At 31.6% G+C, this 20,373-nt stretch carries 22 protein-coding genes; 14 read left to right on the forward strand and 8 right to left on the reverse strand.

Features of this window, described 5'->3' with window-relative positions:
* Nucleotides 1-10: 10 nt before the first annotated feature.
* From HMPREF2642_RS06060 to HMPREF2642_RS06080, 5 genes are all read left to right on the forward strand, one after another.
* Nucleotides 11-739 (forward strand): HAD family hydrolase, encoded by a 729-nt coding sequence (locus tag HMPREF2642_RS06060; RefSeq protein WP_002433179.1) that lies wholly within the window; start codon nt 11-13, stop codon nt 737-739.
* Nucleotides 717-1,523 (forward strand): alpha/beta fold hydrolase, encoded by an 807-nt coding sequence (locus tag HMPREF2642_RS06065; protein WP_002433355.1) that lies wholly within the window; start codon nt 717-719, stop codon nt 1,521-1,523. Before HMPREF2642_RS06060 ends, HMPREF2642_RS06065 begins: the two co-directional genes overlap by 23 nt.
* Before the next feature lie 204 nt (nt 1,524-1,727).
* Nucleotides 1,728-2,237 carry an SA0570 family protein gene (locus HMPREF2642_RS06070; RefSeq protein WP_002433432.1) on the forward strand — a complete coding sequence of 170 codons (510 nt, stop codon included), beginning with the start codon at nt 1,728-1,730 and terminating at the stop codon, nt 2,235-2,237.
* Between the two features lie 285 nt (nt 2,238-2,522).
* Nucleotides 2,523-3,239, forward strand: coding sequence for a cation diffusion facilitator family transporter (locus HMPREF2642_RS06075; RefSeq protein ID WP_002433107.1), 717 nt, complete (start codon nt 2,523-2,525; stop codon nt 3,237-3,239).
* Nucleotides 3,240-3,487: 248 nt separating this feature from the next.
* On the forward strand, nt 3,488-4,282 hold the full coding sequence (locus HMPREF2642_RS06080) for an alpha/beta fold hydrolase (protein ID WP_002452550.1): 795 nt from the start codon (nt 3,488-3,490) through the stop codon (nt 4,280-4,282).
* Nucleotides 4,283-4,492: 210 nt separating this feature from the next.
* On the opposite strand, the gene sarA is transcribed toward HMPREF2642_RS06080, so the two are convergent.
* The 5 genes from sarA to HMPREF2642_RS06105 all read right to left on the reverse strand — a co-directional run bounded on the left by sarA (nt 4,493) and on the right by HMPREF2642_RS06105 (nt 8,053).
* Nucleotides 4,493-4,867, reverse strand: a complete 375-nt coding sequence (gene sarA, locus HMPREF2642_RS06085) for a global transcriptional regulator SarA (RefSeq protein WP_002433479.1) — start codon at nt 4,865-4,867, stop codon at nt 4,493-4,495.
* Between the two features lie 401 nt (nt 4,868-5,268).
* Nucleotides 5,269-6,225, reverse strand: coding sequence for an RND family efflux transporter (locus HMPREF2642_RS06090; protein ID WP_049428838.1), 957 nt, complete (start codon nt 6,223-6,225; stop codon nt 5,269-5,271).
* Nucleotides 6,226-6,456: 231 nt separating this feature from the next.
* Complete coding sequence (locus HMPREF2642_RS06095) at nt 6,457-7,386, reverse strand: DMT family transporter (protein WP_030058978.1); 930 nt, start codon at nt 7,384-7,386, stop codon at nt 6,457-6,459.
* A 221-nt stretch (nt 7,387-7,607) separates the two neighbouring features.
* Nucleotides 7,608-7,832 carry a DUF2922 domain-containing protein gene (locus HMPREF2642_RS06100; protein WP_070597727.1) on the reverse strand — a complete coding sequence of 75 codons (225 nt, stop codon included), beginning with the start codon at nt 7,830-7,832 and terminating at the stop codon, nt 7,608-7,610.
* A gap of 14 nt (nt 7,833-7,846) precedes the next feature.
* Nucleotides 7,847-8,053, reverse strand: coding sequence for a sigS mRNA-stabilizing protein SroA (locus HMPREF2642_RS06105; protein WP_023350722.1), 207 nt, complete (start codon nt 8,051-8,053; stop codon nt 7,847-7,849).
* A 138-nt stretch (nt 8,054-8,191) separates the two neighbouring features.
* On the opposite strand from HMPREF2642_RS06105, the gene HMPREF2642_RS06110 reads away from it, so the two are divergent.
* The 9 genes from HMPREF2642_RS06110 (at nt 8,192) to HMPREF2642_RS06150 (ending at nt 17,175) form a co-directional block, all read left to right on the forward strand.
* The gene (locus HMPREF2642_RS06110) at nt 8,192-8,749 is read left to right on the forward strand and encodes a tyrosine-type recombinase/integrase (RefSeq protein WP_030058983.1); all 558 of its coding nucleotides are present in this window, start codon (nt 8,192-8,194) and stop codon (nt 8,747-8,749) included.
* Nucleotides 8,750-8,775: 26 nt separating this feature from the next.
* Nucleotides 8,776-11,178, forward strand: coding sequence for a Na+/H+ antiporter Mnh2 subunit A (gene mnhA2, locus HMPREF2642_RS06115; protein WP_030058985.1), 2,403 nt, complete (start codon nt 8,776-8,778; stop codon nt 11,176-11,178).
* Entirely contained in the window at nt 11,165-11,590 is a 426-nt protein-coding gene (mnhB2, locus tag HMPREF2642_RS06120) for a Na+/H+ antiporter Mnh2 subunit B (protein WP_002433258.1), read from the forward strand. The genes mnhA2 and mnhB2 overlap by 14 nt, the downstream gene beginning before the upstream one ends.
* On the forward strand, nt 11,587-11,931 hold the full coding sequence (mnhC2, locus tag HMPREF2642_RS06125; protein ID WP_002452627.1) for a Na+/H+ antiporter Mnh2 subunit C: 345 nt from the start codon (nt 11,587-11,589) through the stop codon (nt 11,929-11,931). The genes mnhB2 and mnhC2 overlap by 4 nt, the downstream gene beginning before the upstream one ends.
* Nucleotides 11,921-13,420, forward strand: coding sequence for a Na+/H+ antiporter Mnh2 subunit D (gene mnhD2 / locus HMPREF2642_RS06130; protein WP_023350719.1), 1,500 nt, complete (start codon nt 11,921-11,923; stop codon nt 13,418-13,420). The genes mnhC2 and mnhD2 overlap by 11 nt, the downstream gene beginning before the upstream one ends.
* Nucleotides 13,421-13,903 carry a Na+/H+ antiporter Mnh2 subunit E gene (mnhE2, locus tag HMPREF2642_RS06135; protein WP_016898376.1) on the forward strand — a complete coding sequence of 161 codons (483 nt, stop codon included), beginning with the start codon at nt 13,421-13,423 and terminating at the stop codon, nt 13,901-13,903.
* Nucleotides 13,900-14,202 carry a Na+/H+ antiporter Mnh2 subunit F gene (gene mnhF2, locus HMPREF2642_RS06140; protein WP_002433104.1) on the forward strand — a complete coding sequence of 101 codons (303 nt, stop codon included), beginning with the start codon at nt 13,900-13,902 and terminating at the stop codon, nt 14,200-14,202. Before mnhE2 ends, mnhF2 begins: the two co-directional genes overlap by 4 nt.
* On the forward strand, nt 14,177-14,647 hold the full coding sequence (gene mnhG2, locus HMPREF2642_RS06145; protein ID WP_002433481.1) for a Na+/H+ antiporter Mnh2 subunit G: 471 nt from the start codon (nt 14,177-14,179) through the stop codon (nt 14,645-14,647). The genes mnhF2 and mnhG2 overlap by 26 nt, the downstream gene beginning before the upstream one ends.
* Nucleotides 14,648-15,135: 488 nt before the next feature.
* Entirely contained in the window at nt 15,136-17,175 is a 2,040-nt protein-coding gene (locus HMPREF2642_RS06150) for a cation:proton antiporter (protein ID WP_070597728.1), read from the forward strand.
* 607 nt (nt 17,176-17,782) lie between these two features.
* On the opposite strand, the gene mntC is transcribed toward HMPREF2642_RS06150, so the two are convergent.
* The 3 genes from mntC to HMPREF2642_RS06165 are packed head-to-tail and all read right to left on the reverse strand — an operon-like array spanning nt 17,783 to nt 20,298.
* Nucleotides 17,783-18,712, reverse strand: a complete 930-nt coding sequence (gene mntC, locus HMPREF2642_RS06155; protein ID WP_030058999.1) for a manganese ABC transporter substrate-binding lipoprotein MntC — start codon at nt 18,710-18,712, stop codon at nt 17,783-17,785.
* Nucleotides 18,709-19,545 carry a metal ABC transporter permease gene (locus tag HMPREF2642_RS06160; RefSeq protein ID WP_002433425.1) on the reverse strand — a complete coding sequence of 279 codons (837 nt, stop codon included), beginning with the start codon at nt 19,543-19,545 and terminating at the stop codon, nt 18,709-18,711. The genes mntC and HMPREF2642_RS06160 overlap by 4 nt, the downstream gene beginning before the upstream one ends.
* Entirely contained in the window at nt 19,546-20,298 is a 753-nt protein-coding gene (locus HMPREF2642_RS06165; protein WP_030059002.1) for a metal ABC transporter ATP-binding protein, read from the reverse strand.
* Between the last annotated feature and the right edge of the window lie 75 nt (nt 20,299-20,373).

A 20,373-nucleotide genomic window follows, 5' to 3' on the forward strand; every position in this document is an offset into this window, starting at 1 on the left:
GTAACTTAAAATGGATTTGAGTCATATTAAAGCAATAGTCTTTGATTTAGAAGGAACTTTGTTAGATAGAGTTAAATCACGTGAGAAATTTATTGAAGAGCAATTTGAACGTTTTCATGATTATTTCGTTCATGTTCAATTAGCCGATTTTAAGAATAAATTTATCGAGCTTGATGATGATGAAGATAATGATAAACCTGAATTGTATAAACAAATTATTAAACAATTTCATATTGATCGATTAACTTGGAAAGATTTGTTTCATGACTTTGAGATGCATTTTTACCGTTATGTCTTTCCTTATTATGATACGTTATATACCTTGGAAAAGTTATCGAGCCATGATTATAAGATTGGCGTTATCGCTAACGGGAAATCCAAAATTAAGCAATTTAGATTACATTCTCTAGGTATTATGCATGTTATTAATTACCTAACGACCTCAGAAACTGTTGGATATCGCAAACCTCATCCAAAAATATTTGAGGATATGATAGAACAACTCGATGTAGAACCCAGTGAAATTATGTATGTTGGAGACGACGCACTTAACGATGTTGCGCCCGCTCGAGCAATGGGTATGGTAAGTGTATGGTATAAACAAGAGGATGCGGAATTAGAACCACTTGAAGAAGAAGTAGATTTTACAATTACTACGATAGAAGAATTGTTAACTATTCTACCTGAAAATTTTGAACCAGAAGGAGAAGAACGCAATGGCAATGGATTTATTTACTAGTAAAGATGGAACGACAATTCATTATAATACAATGGGTGAAGGCTTTCCTGTTGTACTGATTCATACAGCTTATGATAATTATTCAGTATTTAATGATGTGGCTAAGGCGTTAGCGAAATCTTTTCAAGTTGTGCTTATTGATTTAAGAGGTCATGGTTATTCTGATAAGCCAAGAAATATTGAGTTTCATGAATTTGCTGATGATGTGATAGCACTCTTAGATTATATTTATATTGATCATGCAGCGTTTGTTGGTCACGAAATGGGAGCAATAGTAGCTTCAGATATCTCTGTAAGATATGAAGACTATGTATCTTCAATAATATTAGTTAATCCGACATCTATTGAAGGAGAGCTACCCGAAGAACGATTATTCAGAAAGTATGCACACACGATTAGAAACTGGGATGATGAAAAGCAAGACAAGTTTTTAAATAAACGTAAATATTATAAACCGCGTAAAATGAATAAATTCTTAAAGCATGTTGAAGATACTAATTCAGTATCTACGAAAGAAGAAACGCAAGCTGTTGAAGATGTATTTAAAACTGTAGAAATCTCAGAGGTATTTAAACAAGTCCATGCTCCTACGTTAATTATTGCAGGAGAATATGGCGAAAGAACAACAACTTTAGAAGCGAAAGAAGTCGCTGACTTAATTGAACACAGTCAGTTCAATGTGTACGCTCAATCAAGTTTATATCCATTTGTTGAAGAACAAGAACAATTCATCACTGAAATTACTCCATTTATTAAAGATCATTTTTCCCATAAAAAAGAATAAAAATCACATAAAGACGATTAAATTGAACTAAAAGTTGGTAAATATAACTAACATTAGTTCAATTTTTTCATTTTATAGAAATAAAGTAAGCGTAAAAATATTTATTTGTAATGTTTTTGTAATATTATTGTTATTTTAGTAATATATGTAGTATAATCAAGTTAAGCACAAAATAGAGATATTGAAATAAAGGAGAGAGTGCTTATGAAAAAGCTAATGACATCATTACTTGTTTCTGGATTAGTTTTAACAGGAGTAAGCGCTGGTCATCACGCTGAAGCAGCATCTGGAAACTCAATGCAAACAGTTCAACAAATTACTCAAGGTGATCAATCATTAGAAAATGTTAAAATCGGCGATTCAATTAAAAGCGTATTAAATAAATATAGTCATCCAATTTATTCATATAATCAACAAGGAACAGAACATTATTATGAGTTTAGAACACATAAAGGTGTCTTACTTGTAACTGCAGATGGTAAAAAAGATAGAGGTCATGTAACTCGTGTGTCTATGACTTACAATCAAGCTAACGGTCCATCTTATAAATCTGTAAAAAATGAATTTGGTAACAAAGCGGTAAGTCGCGTACATTATAATAGAGTAACTGGTAACTTTGGTTACATCCAAAATGGTAAAGCTAGTTATCAATTTAGTTCAAATTCACCTAAAGATAAAAATGTAAAACTTTATCGCATTGATTTATCTAAATAAGAGAATAATGGCGATATAAAATTTTTGAAATTAATTTCTAAAGTATGAATAACTTTATATTAGATATGAATAGGGAGCAAAAAGATGAAATGAAATTTTTAAAATTGACGTTTCACTTTTGCTCCTTTTACTATGTCCATTGATTTAAAGATAGTTAAAGTTTAATATGGGGTTTGAGAAATATTGCGTAGAGTATGGTAAAATTTTAAACTGAAAATTAATAGTTTAATTTATTGCTTAATTCGTATTAGCATCAAGATTGTATGTAGAAGGAGTTAATCATGCATGCGTACTAATGATAAAGTATTGCTTGAAAACATTAATGATTATTTTAGCCATAAAGGCATGTCACCAAATCTAATAGATGATATTAAAGAAAAATTCAGATCAGATATCAAAAAATCAGAAGAAAAAGATCAAGATTATATTGAATATAGAGGTAAATCCCCAGCACAAATTATATTAACGATTCAACGTAATCTATTTGCTTTACAACTCAATCCCGTCATCTTTTTTATCATTAATTTTATACTTATTTCTTATTTATATGATAAACAGTATGTACAGTTCCAAGCGATTACTGGAATAAGTTTATTTTATTGTATTGTGATTTTCCCTATCACGATTATTCTCTATACTAGGATAGCTAGGAAAAATTATCTATATAGTAATAAATATGAGATGTGGGTAGGCATTGTGATTGCTATCATCGCTTTAATTCTTGTCATTATGCAAGGTTTTCATTTTAATTGGGCGATTATACCAATCAATATTTATGGACATCAATTTGTATTCTTTGTTGGAATCATTTTGGGTCTAATTGGTATATTCTTTAAGCGCTTAGAATTTTCAGGAATTGGTTTATTATTTTGTCAGAAGACGATAGATGCTATGATTACAAATCCTGAAATTGCACAATTTTTCTCGTTAGCAATTTGGATATTATTAGTGGTACTCATTATTTTTTATACAATTAAACTATCAGCGAGAACGAGATCGTAGATTTTCCTTAATCTTAAATTCGATGAAGTCTTATATATAGTTGTTTAAGTTAACTATATGTAAGGCTTTTTTTATGTTTTAAAATTCGTCAGAATAAGTTGAATGCACGTTAAAAAACTGAAGAATAAGAGTGATTCTGTTTTAAATAATTAATTTAATTGAATCATAATTTAATTCTTCGTTCATTGAATTAAAGGCGTAACGATGATTCGAATTGGGTATAACAATTATTAAAGGGAGGTGCCAGTATGAATAAAATTCAAACTTGCAATCAAATTGAACTTGCTTATAGTGATGAAGGAGAAGGCATCCCCATTATTTTAATTCATGGATTAGACGGTAACTCAGCAGGCTTTCAGGATTTGAAAAATGAACTCAAGCAAACACATAGAGTGATAACTTATGATGTGAGAGGACATGGTAAATCCTCACGATCAGAATCTTATGATTTAAAAGATCATGTTGAGGACTTAAGTCATTTAATGGATGCATTAAATGTGAGTTCAGCACATATTCTAGGACATGACATGGGGGGCATAATTGGAAGAGAGTTCACTGAAACATATCAGTACAGAACAATTTCACTAACAATAATCTCTGCTAAGAGGGAAGATATCACTCACGGATTCACAAAACTCATGGTTGATAATCAAGAAGAAATTGCTGGTTTTAATAAAGCAGAGGCAATGATTATTTTATTTCCTAAATTATTTAAACAACAAGACAATACTATGAAGTGGTATCAACGTCAGAAGTTATATAGTAGACCGACACCTGAAGATAGTGCAATTGCTGTTAGGGCATTATTAAATCATGTTGATATGATTAAGGACGTTCATCATAAAGTAACTGTGCCAACACTTTTAGTTAATGGTAAACATGATCCATTAATCATGGATAAAACACATTTTCGTATTGATAGTTACTTTGAAAATATTAAAAAGTACATCTTTGATGAATCAGGACATGCACCACATATAGAAGAACCAGATAAGTTTTTAGATATTTACTTAGATTTTATTAAGTTAGAGGAAAATGCATAACTTTCACTATATTTAAAATTATTTAAAATAAGTATTTAGTATTACATTTCATAAATATATATCAAAAAAGGCGATCAAAATAATATTTGGTCGCCTTTTATTATTTGTGTCAGACACATTGTATTTTCAAATATATATCCCCACAAAAAGAGAGTAAGATTATGAAACCCTAAGAATCAGATTTCTATCTTACTCTCGTCAAATTTCATATTAAACTTCGTTATCGTCGTTCGCTTCAGTGATTCGTTTGTTAACTCGTTTTAATAGCTCGTCAATTTTTTTACGTTGTTTAGAGTTAACTAAGATTAAAACTGTTCTTTCATCGTGTTCGTTACGTTTTTTATTGAAGTAATCCTCTTGAGATAAGTTTTTAACAGCTTTTACCACTTGAGGCTGTTTATAATTTAAGTGGTTAATAATATCTTTAAGATAATATTCTTCCTCTTTATTTTGACTAATATAAGTTAAAACAGCGAATTCTTCAAAACTGATTGAGAATTCTTTCTTAATAATACTTTTTAATCTGTCAGCATAAGTGACCATAGCTAATAATTCAAAGCAGTCATTAATTTTTGAAATAGCCATTATTGAAACCTCCCTATTTATAGCGTAAACATTAAAGACCCATATAACATGACTCAGCAAGTTTTGTATGTTATTAAATTAAGATCTATATGAATACTCTACCCGAATTTATTAATTTGTATCTATTTTTTTGAAAAAATACGAAGTGTCTGCCATAATTTAGTATTAAATAAAATTTTAAGAAATATATTTAATGCTATATTATTTAGTTAATTATAACTAAATAAAAATAAGAAGTAAACAAATAAGTGTTTATAAAACTAATTATTGTTTGTACATTATGATTGAATTAGTAAAATAGCATTTGCCTTATTCAAAAATATTACAAATATTTATAATTTTTCTAAATTTAATAAAAATAATGCTGAAAAGTAAACATTTTGAAATGTTATTTTCAACTTTTAATGACTAAAAGCGCTTACCATTTTATTAGTAGGATGCTTAATTACATTCTCATTAAGAGCTAAACCACTTGTTATAGTGATATACCCACTTTTAGAAGATTTTTTATATTTTATTTCTCTTTTTACAATTTTTTTATTATTCATTACTAAAATAAATTTGTTATCTATAATACTTGTTTGTGGTAGCTCGATATCATTAGACATTAAAGTTACTTTAAAATGTGTGCCGATAGGATACTTAGCTTTGGTAGTTAATACTACTTGGTAATAAGAAGTATTATTTTTCACCTTAGTTGGTACTGTTGCAATTTCTTTCACTTTACTAATGAATTGAATTTTATCACGAGTAGTTACAGAAATATTTTGATTTATTTTTAATAAATTTATATCAGATTCTGATATATTAGCATGAATAACCTTTTCTTCGCTATCAATTTGCATTATCTTATCAGTTGCTTTTGAAGGGTAACGATTGGTGATAGAGACCCTTCCATTAATAGGAGAGAAGTGGGTTGTATGAATATAATTTTGAGTTTGAAGAAGCTGAGAATACAGTAACGGTGAGGTTAAGAAAGGATTGTTTTTTAAATATGAAGGTATATGATTGGGGAGTTGAATTTGATTAAGAACACCTTTAAGTGTTTTAAATTCTTGGTCCTTTTCGTAATTATAATATTCAAAAATCGGTCTTTTGGCGGATATTTTATCTTGATGTTTAACTAAGAAGCGGCTGATTTGTCCTTGTGAAGGATTGAAGTAGATAGAGTAGCTTTGGAAAGGAGTTTGAATGCCATCCGCGGTAAGTAACCGTTTAGGCTGAGCTTTAATGATTTGAGTAGACTTTAAATTATTATCATCTGATCGTATTTTCGAATAAGTATGATAACCAAAACCTAAACTTGTAAGAACTAAAACTAGAATTAATAGTATAAGAATAATGCGCTTATTATTCATAGATGTTCACCTCATGATGTTATGATAAAAATATTATACAATATTAATTTATTTCTAAATAGTTTTTTACCTATAATCAAAAGATAACTCTTTCATTCTTTCTAATTTTTACAATAATTGAAAAAAGGTTATTTATTCACTTCAAAAATAAAGAAATTCTAAGCTCTACCTGTAGAGCTTAGAATTTTAATAAGATAAAGATTAATTTAAAAGAATGATATAAGGTAGACTTTAAAATAAACGTAATAGAATAATTCCGATTGCAATACATATTAACCCACACACTTTACGTGCTGTAATTTTATTTTTAGGAGAGCCCATTAAACCAAAATGGTCTATTATAATTCCCATAATCATTTGGCCTAGCATTGCGACAATCGTTGTGAGCGCAGCACCTAAAAAAGGCATAAGGATAATATTAGCAGTAACAAAAGCCATGCCTAACATACCACCGATAAAGTAGACAGGCTTAATGCGTCCAAGCACATCATGTGTAATTCTAATTTTTAAAGTGCGATTAAAAAGTAAAGTTAAAATGAATAAAGCTGTCGTACCTATCGTAAATGATACTAAAGACGCAAAGATTGAAGAATGTGTCTGTTGAGCAAGTGCGCTATTAATTGTAGTTTGGATCGGTGGTGCCGAGCCAAATACGAGTCCAATCGCTAACCATAAGATGAAGTTTGAATTGGTTTTATGATGGATTTTACGATTCGGGACGTAATTCATTAAAAGAATACCGAAGATTAAAAAAATAATCCCAATTGCTTTAAAAAATGTAAATTGTTGTTGTGAAGCACCAAATAATCCAAATGTATCTATGACTACACCCATAAGTATTTGTCCTGTTACAGTGATGACTACTGTAAGCGCAGCACCTAATCTAGGTAATAATAATAGGTTTCCTGTTAAAAATATAACGCCCAGTAATCCTCCAACAAACCATGTATAGTTAAATGTCTGTCCTGAGAAGAATGAGGTTGTAAATACATGTGGATTAATAATAAGGTTAAGGATTAATAAACATAACGTTCCTACCGCAAAAGAGATGGTTGAGGCGTAAAATGATGAACGTGTAAATTGACTTAACCTTGAGTTAACTGAGGTTTGAATAGGAAGCAACATTCCCACAAATATACCTAAGAGGTATAAGAATATCATTTGTGACACCCACTTTCTCGAATTAATAATAATATGATACCACTCATATACTTGAATCTAAATAGAATGTTTGATTATGTATTATGGTACATTTTAATTTTCTAGTTTAAGAATATATATGTATAATGCATATAATAGTAATAAAAAACATCACTAATGATTCTTTTTTTCTCTCATTAATGATGTACTTGTTAGTAAGAAACAATTCTCCCTATGACTTTTTATTTTTTATCTTCGAAAAGGATAGTCGTATTCTTATCAATGATTTGAGCTGAATAAGCTTTGACAGGTTTACCTACATTTGATTTTAAAATGCCTAATTCTAAAATTTGATTCATACTTTCTTTAACTAATTGTTCTGTCAAAACAGCGTCAAATTTTGTTAACTGTAATTTTACTGGCTTGTCTAAACTCATTTTAAAGATGAGTTCTAACGTTTTTGACATATTCCTACTCCTCCTTAGATTAATGCTTCTGTCTTTGTGACTTCAACTTTGTCGTACTTTTCTCCAGTTAAACGCTCAATAATGTTACTGAAAGTTCTTATTTGATCATTAGACGTAGATGGATTTAAGTTAGAGAAACGACGTTTATGTTCGACTACTTTCCCTTCAGAGTCATGTTTAACTTGTGTAAAGAGTGCAGTCACTTGATTAATTTCATTCATCTTTAGCACCTCCTTTCACTTTATATATCGTTTGAAAATGAAAAAAAGGTCACTTTATTTCTAAATTTCAGGCAGAAATTTTTGATGTAACTTAAATATCATATATCATTAAATGAGAAACCTTAATAAGGAGGACGTATGAATCAAGTAGACCCAATTAAATATAAAGAAGAGATTCATCAAATGTATCAAGTATTACAAGCACGGTCACAGAGGGATTATTTGTTTTTTAAGTTCGCAATTCATACAGGAATTAAACTGACAGATTTGTTAAATATGAAAGTAAAGTACCTTAAAACTTCTGAAATAGGGAATATAAAAACATCTTGGATAATAGATGATGAGCCAACTATTAAAATTAAGTTGCCATCTGAATTGCGAAACGAATTAAAACTTTACATAGAGGATTGTAAATTGGAAGATGAAGAACTTATTTTTCAATCTACGAGGACGCATCAATGTCTTTCAAGACAACAAGCTTATAGAATAATAAATCGTGCTGCTGAACAATTAGGTATGAAACATATTGGACTGACTACATTAAGAAAGACGTTTGCCTATCATGCCTATCAAGCAGGCATTTCAATCTCAATTATTCAGAAATATTTGGGACATCAAACAACTCAAGAAACTATAAAATTTATTGGGATTCAAGATAAATCGATTCATCAAACTGTGATTGCACTCAACTTATAAAAAAATATATTTAAAGGAGGCTTTAAATGAGTCTGATGTACCTTTTGGGCGTGCTAATAGTTGTGATGATTCTAGTTTTACTCACTTTGAGTCATCAAATACTTAAAAAATATGCTGGTTACTTGTCGTTACTAGCGCCCATCATTTCATCTTTTTATTTCATTACACAAATACCAAATGTCTATCACCATCATTTCACTTCTATTCATATTCCATGGATGTCTTCAATAGATATCAATTTAGATATGAAATTAGATGGATTAAGTTTAATGTTTGGTTTGATTATCTCTCTTATAGGTGTAGGTGTATTTTTCTATGCTACACAATACTTATCACCTCAAACTGATAATCTGCCTAGATTTTTTGTCTATTTATTATTATTTATGTTTAGTATGATTGGCATCGTTATTGCGAATAACACCATATTAATGTATGTTTTCTGGGAATTAACGAGTGTGTCTTCTTTCTTGCTTATCTCTTATTGGTATAACAATGGTAATAGTCAACTCGGGGCTATTCAATCATTTATGATTACCGTATTTGGTGGATTAGCGTTATTAACTGGTTTTATTATGTTATACATCATTACCGGTACAAATAATATCTCAGAAATACTAGCTCAACGTCATGCGATTGAGAAGCATCCATTGTATATCCCAATGATGCTCATGCTATTATTGGGAGCATTTACAAAATCAGCTCAATTTCCATTTCATATATGGTTACCGAAAGCGATGGCTGCACCTACGCCAGTGAGTGCATATCTTCATTCAGCGACTATGGTTAAAGCTGGTATATTCTTACTGTTTAGGTTTACGCCATTATTAGGACTAAGTGATATATATGTATATATTGTTACGTTTGTAGGACTTATAACCATGCTTTTTGGTTCGCTTACCGCATTACGACAATATGATATTAAAGGCATTTTAGCTTATTCTACTATCAGTCAACTCGGTATGATTATGTCTATGGTAGGTATAGGTGGGGGCTATGCACAACATACCTCAGATCATTTGTCAGAGTTTTACGCATTAGTCCTTTTTGCTGGCTTATTTCATTTGATGAACCATGCTGTTTTTAAATGTGCATTGTTCATGGGTGTTGGTATTATTGACCACGAGTCAGGTACGAGAGACATTCGTTCACTCAATGGGATGCGTCATGTCTTTCCTAAGATGCACATTGTTATGTTGCTAGCTGCTCTTTCTATGGCAGGGGTCCCATTTTTAAATGGTTTCCTTAGTAAAGAAATGTTCTTTGATTCACTTGTAAAAGCTATTGAACTAGATCAGTTTGGAATTAGCCTTACTATCATAGTTGTTGCATTAGGTGTGATAGCAAGTATTTTTACTTTTACTTATGCACTTTACATGGTTAAAGAAACATTTTGGGGACAATTTAATACTGAAAAGTTTACTAAGAAAAGTATTCACGAACCATGGTTGTTTAGTTTACCTGCTATGATTCTTATGGTACTTATACCAATTGTATTCTTTATACCTAACGTTTTCGGACATAATATACTTATACCTGCATTAAGATCGGTATCTGGTGTTGGAACTCAAGTAGACAGCGTAGCACCTCACATTTCACAATGGCACGGTATCAACCTTCCATTAATATTAAGTGTCATCGTTATTGTGTCAGGAATTATTTTAGCACTTGCTATAAATTGGAAATCATTGACACATCGAATGATTAAACAAGCTTCAATCACAGATACTTATCGACGTGTTTATAGAGAGTTTGAATCTTATTCAGGTTATGGAATAAGAAGCTTAATGAGTGCTAAACTCAATTATTATATTATGATTACGTTACTCATATTTGTAGCAATTATTGCATATGGCTATCTTTCGGTTGGTTTCCCTAAAGTTCATGATTTACATGTTTCATCTTTTGGACCGCTCGAGATTATCTTATCAATCGTTACAGTAATCATCGGTATTTCTCTTATATTTATACGTCAACGCTTAACGATGGTTATTTTAAACGGTATTATCGGGTTTGCAGTGACGCTTTACTTCATTGCAATGAAGGCACCTGATTTAGCTCTCACACAATTAGTGGTTGAAACCATTACGACGATATTGTTTATCGTGAGCTTTTCAAGATTACCAAATATTCCAAGAGCAAAAGCAAACTTGAAGAAGGAGACGCTTAAAATTGTAGTTTCACTTATAATGGCTGTTTCTGTTGTTTCTCTAATTTTTATCGCTCAGCAAGCGGATGGTATGCCATCGATTTCAAAATTCTATGAAGATGCCTATAAATTAACAGGTGGCAAAAATATTGTTAATGCTATATTAGGTGATTTCAGAGCGTTAGATACTTTATTTGAAGGATTAGTATTAATCATTGCAGGTTTAGGTATCTACACACTACTTAATTACAAAGATAGGAGGGGACAAGATGAAAGAGAATGATGTGGTATTAAAAACGGTCACTAAGATTGTTGTTTTCATTCTATTAACATTTGGATTTTATGTTTTCTTTGCAGGACATAATAATCCAGGTGGTGGATTTATTGGCGGCCTTATCTTTAGTTCAGCTTTTATCCTTATGTTCCTTGCCTTTGATGTTAAAGAAGTATTGATTAGTTTACCTATAGATTTTAAGAAATTAATGATTATTGGATCATTAGTATCTGTGTGTACGGCAGTAGTTCCTATGTTCTTTGGTAAACCAATCTTATACCAAACTGAAGCTAATGTGGCCTTTCCATTATTAGGACATGTGCACGTTACGACTGTAACGTTATTTGAATTAGGCGTATTACTTACAGTGGTAGGTGTTATTGTGACAGTTATGTTGTCAATAAGTGGTGGTAAGTCATGAACTTGATACTTTTACTAGTGATAGGATTTTTAGTATTTATAGGAACGTACATGATTCTATCCATTAATTTAATACGTATTGTTATTGGTATTTCTATTTATACTCATGCAGGTAATTTAATTATTATGAGTATGGGCAAATATGGTCCACATATGTCTGAACCATTAATTCAAAATAATCATTCGAATTTTGTAGATCCATTATTACAAGCCATTGTACTTACTGCGATTGTAATTGGATTTGGTATGACTGCATTCTTACTCGTATTAATTTACCGAACATATCGCGTGACGAAAGAGTATGAAATTAGTGCATTGAGGGGTGAAGAAGATGATGAGTAACTTATTGATTATGCCAATGCTTCTTCCTTTTTTATGTGCTTTGATTCTAGTTTTTATAAAAAATAAAAATCAAACATCGAAAATACTCTCAATTACGACTATGATTGTTTCGACTTTAATTTCTTTAGCATTGCTTATCTATGTTGTGAACCATAAGCCAATCACATTAGATTTTGGTGGTTGGAAAGCACCATTTGGTATTCAATTCCTTGGCGATTCACTAAGCTTACTCATGGTTACAGTATCGTCATTTGTTGTGACGCTAATTATGGCTTATGGATTTGGTCGAGGTGAAAAGCGTGTAAATCTTTTCCATTTACCAACTTTTATCTTATTACTTACTGTTGGTGTAATAGGTTCATTTTTAACCTCAGATTTATTTAACTTATACGTTATGTTTGAGATTATGTTACTCGCGTCATTTGTGCTTGTAACATTAGGCCAATCAGTTGAACAGTTACGTGCTGCCATTATTTATGTAGTACTTAACATTATTGGCTCATGGTTGTTTTTATTAGGTATCGGTATGTTATATAAGACTGTTGGTACCTTAAATTTCTCTCATATTGCATCACGCTTGAACCATATGGAAAGTAATCAAACTATCACGATTATCTCACTCGTCTTTTTAGTCGCTTTTAGTTCTAAAGCTGCTTTAGTGATATTTATGTGGTTGCCTAAAGCTTATGCTGTGCTCAATACAGAACTTGCAGCTTTATTTGCAGCGTTGATGACAAAGGTCGGCGCATACGCGTTAATCCGCTTCTTCACCTTATTATTTGATCATCATCCTGGTATCACACATCCATTACTCGTTTTTATGTCATGTATTACGATGCTAATCGGTGCATTTGGTGTAATCGCTTATAAAGATATTAAGAAAATTGCTGCTTATCAAGTTATATTATCGATTGGTTTTATTATCCTAGGATTAGGATCTCATACACATGCTGGAGTGAATGGTGCAATTTTCTATTTATCAAATGATATTATCGTTAAAACGTTACTTTTCTTTATTATAGGTAGTCTTGTTTATATTTCTGGCTTTAGAAATTATCAGTATTTAAGTGGTTTAGCCAAAAGGGAACCCTTCTTTGGTGTTGCATTTATTGTGATGGTATTTGCAATAGGTGGTGTACCTCCGTTTAGTGGTTTCCCAGGTAAGGTGCTTATATTCCAAGGTGCGATTCAAAACGGTAATTATATTGGTCTTGCTTTAATGATTCTGACTAGTCTTCTAGCGATGTATAGTCTGTTTAGAGTCATGTTTGTAATGTACTTTGGCGATACTGATGGTGAAGAGGTCAAATTCAAAGAGATTCCTCCTCATCGTAAAGGTATTCTTGGTATTCTAGTTGCCGTTGTACTTGCTATGGGTATTGCTGCACCAGTTGTCTTAAAAGTGACTGATAATGCTACAAACCTCAATATGAAAGAACATGTTTTCCAAGAGAATGTTAATTCGCATTTGAAGGAGGTTGAAAAATAGATGAAACAAGTCGTACTTAATATTGTCATCGCGTTCCTTTGGGTTTTATTCCAAGACGAGGATGAATTTAAATTTACAACCTTCTTCTCAGGATTTTTAATTGGTTTAATTGTCATCTATATCCTTCATAGGTTCTTTGGTGAAGAATTTTATCTCAAAAAGATATGGGTAGCGATTAAATTTTTAGCAATATATCTCTATCAACTATTAACATCAAGTATTAGTACGATTAATTATATTCTGTTTAAAACTAAAGAAATGAATCCTGGTTTACTTTCTTATGAGACTTCTCTAAAGAATGATTGGGCAATTACATTTTTAACTATTTTAATCATTATCACTCCGGGTTCAACAGTGATTCGCATTTCTAAAGATACGAATAAGTTCTTTATCCATAGTATTGATGTTTCTGAAAAAGACAAGCAAAATCTTTTAAGAAGTATTAAACAGTATGAAGATTTAATTTTGGAGGTGACACGATGATAACGTTAATCACACAATGTTTAATTATAAGTGCATTAATTATATTTGGTGTTGCTTTACTCGTGTGCCTTTTCAGATTAATTAAAGGACCAACAACAGCTGATAGAGTGGTCTCATTTGATGCGACAAGTGCAGTTGTAATGTCTATAGTTGGTGTGTTGAGTGTCGTATATAATTCGGTTTCGTTCCTAGACTCAATTATGCTCATTGCCATTATTTCATTTGTTAGTTCGGTATCTATTTCTAGATTTATCGGAGGAGGTCGAGTCTTTAATGGAAATAACAAAAGAAATCGTTAGTCTCATCTCAGCGATATTTATATTTTTAGGAAGTATCATTGCATTGATTAGTGCGATTGGTATTGTAAAGTTCCAAGACGTTTTTTTACGTAGTCACGCCTCTACAAAGAGTTCAACTTTATCAGTATTATTAACTATTATTGGTGTCTTAATATATTTTACGGTCAATCAAGGATTCTTTAGCGTTCGTTTACTTTTATCATTGGTTTTCATCAACCTTACTTCTCCTGTTGGAATGCATTTGGTAGCGCGTGCTGCCTATCGTAACGGTGCGTATATGTACCGAAAAGATGACGTCCCTAGGCAATCTTCAATATTGTTAAGTCAAAATGAGTTTAATTCACCTGAAGAATTAAAATCTCGTGCGAAACTAAGAGAACAACGTAGGGAAAAACTTTATTATAAAGAACGTGAAAAAGAGAGAAAATTTGACAATGAGAATTAATCATAACCGTTAACGTATAAGAGTTAATCTATATATGTTAACGGTTTTCTTTTTTTATATAAGACTGAAGTATGAATATGGAAGAGAAGAGAGCTATTTATTTAAGCATTGATACAATTAATGATAAAATTATAAATAAGAATAATTGTAAAATTAAGTAGTAAAATGTTGGTTCAATGAGATTACACATAAACATTTTCTCGTTTGATGAAACGAATTTGTGATTATCTTTAATGAAAATGTTCATGTTTGATTTCACTGATAACTGGAATATGCATCATTGAAATAGATAAAATATTCTAAATAATCAATTTATACTTAATATATTTAAGCAATAAGAATAAGCAATCTCTTTTTTTCTTCTTGTTATCTTCCTCTAATGTAGATCATTCAAATGATGCATCTCTCTTATATGCAATGTGTAAATAGGCATATATGTGCTATTGGTTACTTAATTTTCAATTAAAAAATAATAAAGAGGTGAAAGTTTGGAGATATTTGAAACTTTACTTATTTTTACTACAGTAGTTATCGTAAGCTCCTTTGTCCATACTTTCATACCAAAGGTACCTCTTGCGTTTATTCAAATCGTTCTTGGAATGATTTTATACCTCACTCCAATTCCAGTTGAATTTAACTTTGACTCAGAACTATTTATGGTCACATTAATTGCCCCATTATTATTTGTAGAAGGGGTTAACGTTTCAAGAGTACATTTAAGAAAGTATATTAAACCTGTAATGATGATGGCTTTAGGTCTCGTTATTACAACAGTGATTGGTGTAGGATTGTTCGTACATTGGATTTGGCCCGAACTACCGATTGGTGCAGCCTTTGCAATTGCAGCAATTCTCTGTCCTACAGATGCTGTAGCAGTTCAAGCAATCACTAACGGTAAGGTGTTGCCTAAAGGTGCGATGACGATTCTTGAAGGTGAATCATTACTTAATGATGCAGCCGGTATCATTTCATTTAAAATTGCTGTAGGCGTATTAGTCACAGGTACGTTTTCACTTTTCGATGCGGTACAACAATTTTTAATTGCATCTATAGGTGGGGCAATTGTAGGTTTACTTATAGGTATGGCACTTGTTCGTTTTCGTTTAACTCTAATGAGACGAGGCATTGAGAATATTAATATGTTCACATTTATACAGTTATTAACGCCATTTGTGACATATCTCATTGCAGAACTGTTTCATGCGTCAGGTATTATCGCAGCTGTAGTAGCCGGACTCGTCCATGGATTTGAACGAGATCGTATCGCTCAAACACGTACACAATTACAAATGAGTTATAACCACACATGGAATATTATAGGTTATGTTTTAAATGGTTTTGTCTTTTCAATATTAGGTTTCTTAGTACCTGAGGTTATTGTGAAGATTATTAAGACAGAACCACATAATTTACTATTCTTAGTAGTTATCACTGTACTAGTCGCTTTAGCGGTATACCTCTTCAGATTTGTATGGGTATATGTGCTTTATCCTTATTTCTATTTATCAGTCAGTCCTTTCCAGAAAATGATATCAAAAGACGATGACGATAAAGCCCCAGAGAAAAAACCTAAGAGAAGCTTATATGCACTTATTATGACGCTTTGCGGTGTACACGGGACAATTTCACTAGCAATCGCATTAACATTACCTTATTACTTGGCAAATCATCATTCATTCCATTATAGAAATGATTTATTATTTATTGCGTCAGGAATGGTCATCATTAGCTTGGTCATTGCTCAAGTATTACTTCCTTTAGTTACGCCTAATAAACCAAAAGTGAAATTAGGTAATATGACATTCAAAGAAGCAAGAGTATATATTTTGGAACATGTGATTGATTATTTAAATCAGAAATCTACATTTGAAACAAGTTATCGTTATGGAAATGTGATTAAAGAATATCATGATAAACTCACTTTCCTTAAAACAGTTGAAAAGGAAGATGAAAACTCTAAAGAGTTAGAACGTCTTCAAAAAATTGCGTTTAATGTAGAAACAAAAACATTAGAACAACTTGTTGATGATGGTGAGATTACAGATAGTGTACTTGAAAACTATATGCGCTATGCTGAACGTACACAAGTCTACAAACAAGCGTCACTATTTAGAAGGATTACAGTTGTTTTAAGAGGAATGTTATTGAAACGCCGTGTTAAAACTAAAATAAATTCTGCATCTTCTTTAAGTGTTACAGATAACTTACTTGAATTAGGTAAAATAAATAAATTAGTTCATTACAATGTAGTAAGTAGATTGTCTAAAGAGGCAACAACAGATAACAAACTAGAGATTGGTATGATATGCGATGGTTATCTTATGCGTATAGATAACTTAACTCCGAATAATTTCTTCAATTCTCAAAGTGAAGATACGATTACTAGAATTAAGTTGAATGCTTTAAGAGAACAACGTCGAATTCTTCGTGAATTAATAGAAGATGAAGAAATTACAGAAGGTACAGCATTGAAGCTTAGAGAATCTATTAACTATGATGAAATGGTTATCGTTGATAGTATGACATGATAAAAAATATACGTTTGTTTATAAACTTTCTAAAAAAGAGCCCTCACTCATAAAGTGGTGAGGGCTCTTTTACATATATCATCATAAAAAAGTTGCACTAATCTCAACATAATTAGTGCAACTAATGTCTCCATGGGGGAGGATTGAATATCCATGGAGGTAGCTTAGTGATAGATGAAGCTATCACATCAAGTGATTATTTGTGGCTTCAGTAACTACTCAGAGTTGAATAGAACTGTTATGTACTACTCGAGGATTGATTGAGATGTTAAGATTAGTAGCACATTGTTAGTTTCCTTCCATTGTTTATCGCTCGAAAACAACAAAAAGAATGAGTGATTTCCGCTAAAATATTTACTCTGTAATTCGTGAGAGAGTGGGGCTCAAATAAGTTTGCGAAATATCCCCTTAACTAACACCACCATATCGTGTGTAAAAAAGATGTAGTTTATATTATAGGAGGGTAATATAAATGAAAAAACACACGATATGGGACTGCTAGTTACAAAATAAAAATAATATATAAAAGTTCTAGAATTATCACGGATGAACATGACTTATGATTAATCTTCTACACTTTCTTACGTGTTCATCCGTGTATTTCTAGTTATTTCATACTGCCATGAATTGTCTCGATGTTGGATTTCATCATTTTGTAGTATGAATCACCTTTAGTGCCTTCTTTACCTATAGAATCTGTAAATACTTCTCCATAGATATCCTTATTTGTCTCTTCTGATAAACTTTGCATGGCTTTTTTATCCACACTTGTTTCAACTAATAGATGTTTGAGATGGTTGTCTTTAACGAAACGAATAGCTTGTTTCATTTGTCCTGGTGTACCTTGCTTTTCAGTATTGATTTCCCAAATATAGCCTGGCTTCACTTTAAATTGTTTAGCAAAGTATTTAAATGCACCTTCACTAGTCATCATAGCTCGATGCACTTTAGGAATATCATTGAATTTGTTTTTACTCTCTTTATTTAACTTTTTGAGTTTAGCTAAGTAAGTTTTTCCGTGGTTTTTATACGTAGATTGATTTTGTTTATCATGTTGAATTAGCGTTTGTTGAATTGTTTTAACGTATTTAATACCGTTATCTAAACTTAACCAAGCATGTGGATCTTGTTTGTTCTTGTTACCATTTTCACCGTTTAAGTAAATAGGTGTAACATCTTTAGATGTAGCAACAACGCTCTTGTCTTTAGTAGATTTGCCTGCTTGTTTGAGCGCTTTTTCAAACCAACCATTTCCTGTTTCAAGATTTAACCCATTATAGAAAATAACATCTGCGTCAGTTAAAGCTTTAATGTCTTTGGGTTTTACTTCGTATTCATGAGGGTCTTGACCGACTGGTACAATACTATGGACTTCGACCTTATCACCGCCGACATGTTTGACCATGTCATATAAAATTGAGTTGGTTGTTACAACTTTTAACTTACCTTCGGTAGAGCTATGATCCTTGTTATGTTGATTCCCACACGCGGCAAGAATCATGATAAATATTAATGCTAAAGCAAAAATCTTCTTCACGTTAAAGCGCCTCTTTTCTGTCTGTTATTCATTCTCGTAATTGCTAACGTTATAACGTAAATAGTAAATGTACAAATCACGATTGTAGCACCACTTGGGACGTTATATATATAACTAAAATATAGTCCGGTAATTGAACTGATAATACTAATAAGACTGGCAATAATCATCATGCTGTACAATTGTTTACTAATCAAAAATGCAGTTGATGCAGGAGTGATAAGTAAAGCCACTACAAGTATGATTCCGACCGTTTGAATACTTGCAACTGTGACAAGTGCTAGTAAAAGCATGACGAAATAATGGATGAGTGTTGTGTTTAAACCGCTCATACGGCTAAATGTTGCGTCAAAAGTAGATATCATTAAAGGTCGATAAAATACAACTATAAGTGTTAGCACACTCATTCCGATAATGATAGTTGTCCAAAATGATTGATTGGTTATAGCCAGTAAATTACCAAATAAAATATGGTATAAATCTGTCGTACTATTGATTAAACTTATAATAATGACTCCTGTTGCTAGAAATGCAGTAAAACTAATACCTATCGCTGCATCTGGTTTTGTCTTGCTTTTAGAAGTAATAAAACCAATAAAAAGACTGGCAATCATACCTGTTACTAATGCACCGATGAACATTGGAATATTGAATAGGAAAGATAGCGCAACGCCTGGTAACACCGCATGGCTCATTGCATCTCCCATTAGAGACAGGCCTCTAAGTACGATAATACTTCCTACAGTACCGCACACAATCCCTACTAATATAGAAGTGATTAATGCACGATTTAAAAATTGATAACTGAGTAAATGATTAAAGAAGTCTAACATTTAACACGCACTCCCTTGTAACTGTGACGATTGAAGTGGTGATAAATCATTATCAAAATTCATGAAAGTTGCATTCAATCGTTCAGAAGTTAAAGCTTCTTTTGGTGGTCCTATATATCTTAAGGATTGATTGAGTAATAAAATACGGTCAAAGTACTCCTCAGCTTTTGATAAATCGTGATGTACAATTAATATCAACTTACCTAAATGTCTAAGATGCTTAATTTTTTTCATTATTAATTCTTCGCTGTAGATATCAATACCTACAAAAGGCTCGTCAAAACAATAGATATCACTCTCGCTCATTAATGCTCTCGCAACAAGTACACGTTGTAATTGACCACCACTTAATTCTGAAATTTGTCTATGACGCAAATCATCTAATTCTAAATCTTTAAGTAATTGGTTGAGTTTCGCTCGCTCAGTAATTTCTGGACGTTTAAACCACCCAATGTCTTGATAACATCCTGAAAGCACCACTTGTTCTACTTTGATAGGGAAGTCTAAATCTAATTGAGCTTTTTGAGGAATGTAAGTAATATATCTGAGTTGAGTATGTATAGGGCGATCGTATAACAATCTAGTTCCCGTCGCTTTAAATTCCCCGATAAAAGCTTTGAGCATTGATGATTTACCTGCTCCATTGGGACCTACGATGCCGACGATTTCACCACATATAGGTAATGAGAATGACACGTCTTTAAGGACATGCTTTTTCCCTAAAAATAAATTTAATTGATCAATTTTTAGCAAAAATTATAACCTCCTAATAAAAAGTTTAGGCTAACCTAATTTATTTTATAATAAACGTTGAAGTTTTAACATGTC

The organism is Staphylococcus sp. HMSC055A09 (genome assembly GCF_001809655.1).
GTDB lineage: Bacteria > Bacillota > Bacilli > Staphylococcales > Staphylococcaceae > Staphylococcus > Staphylococcus capitis.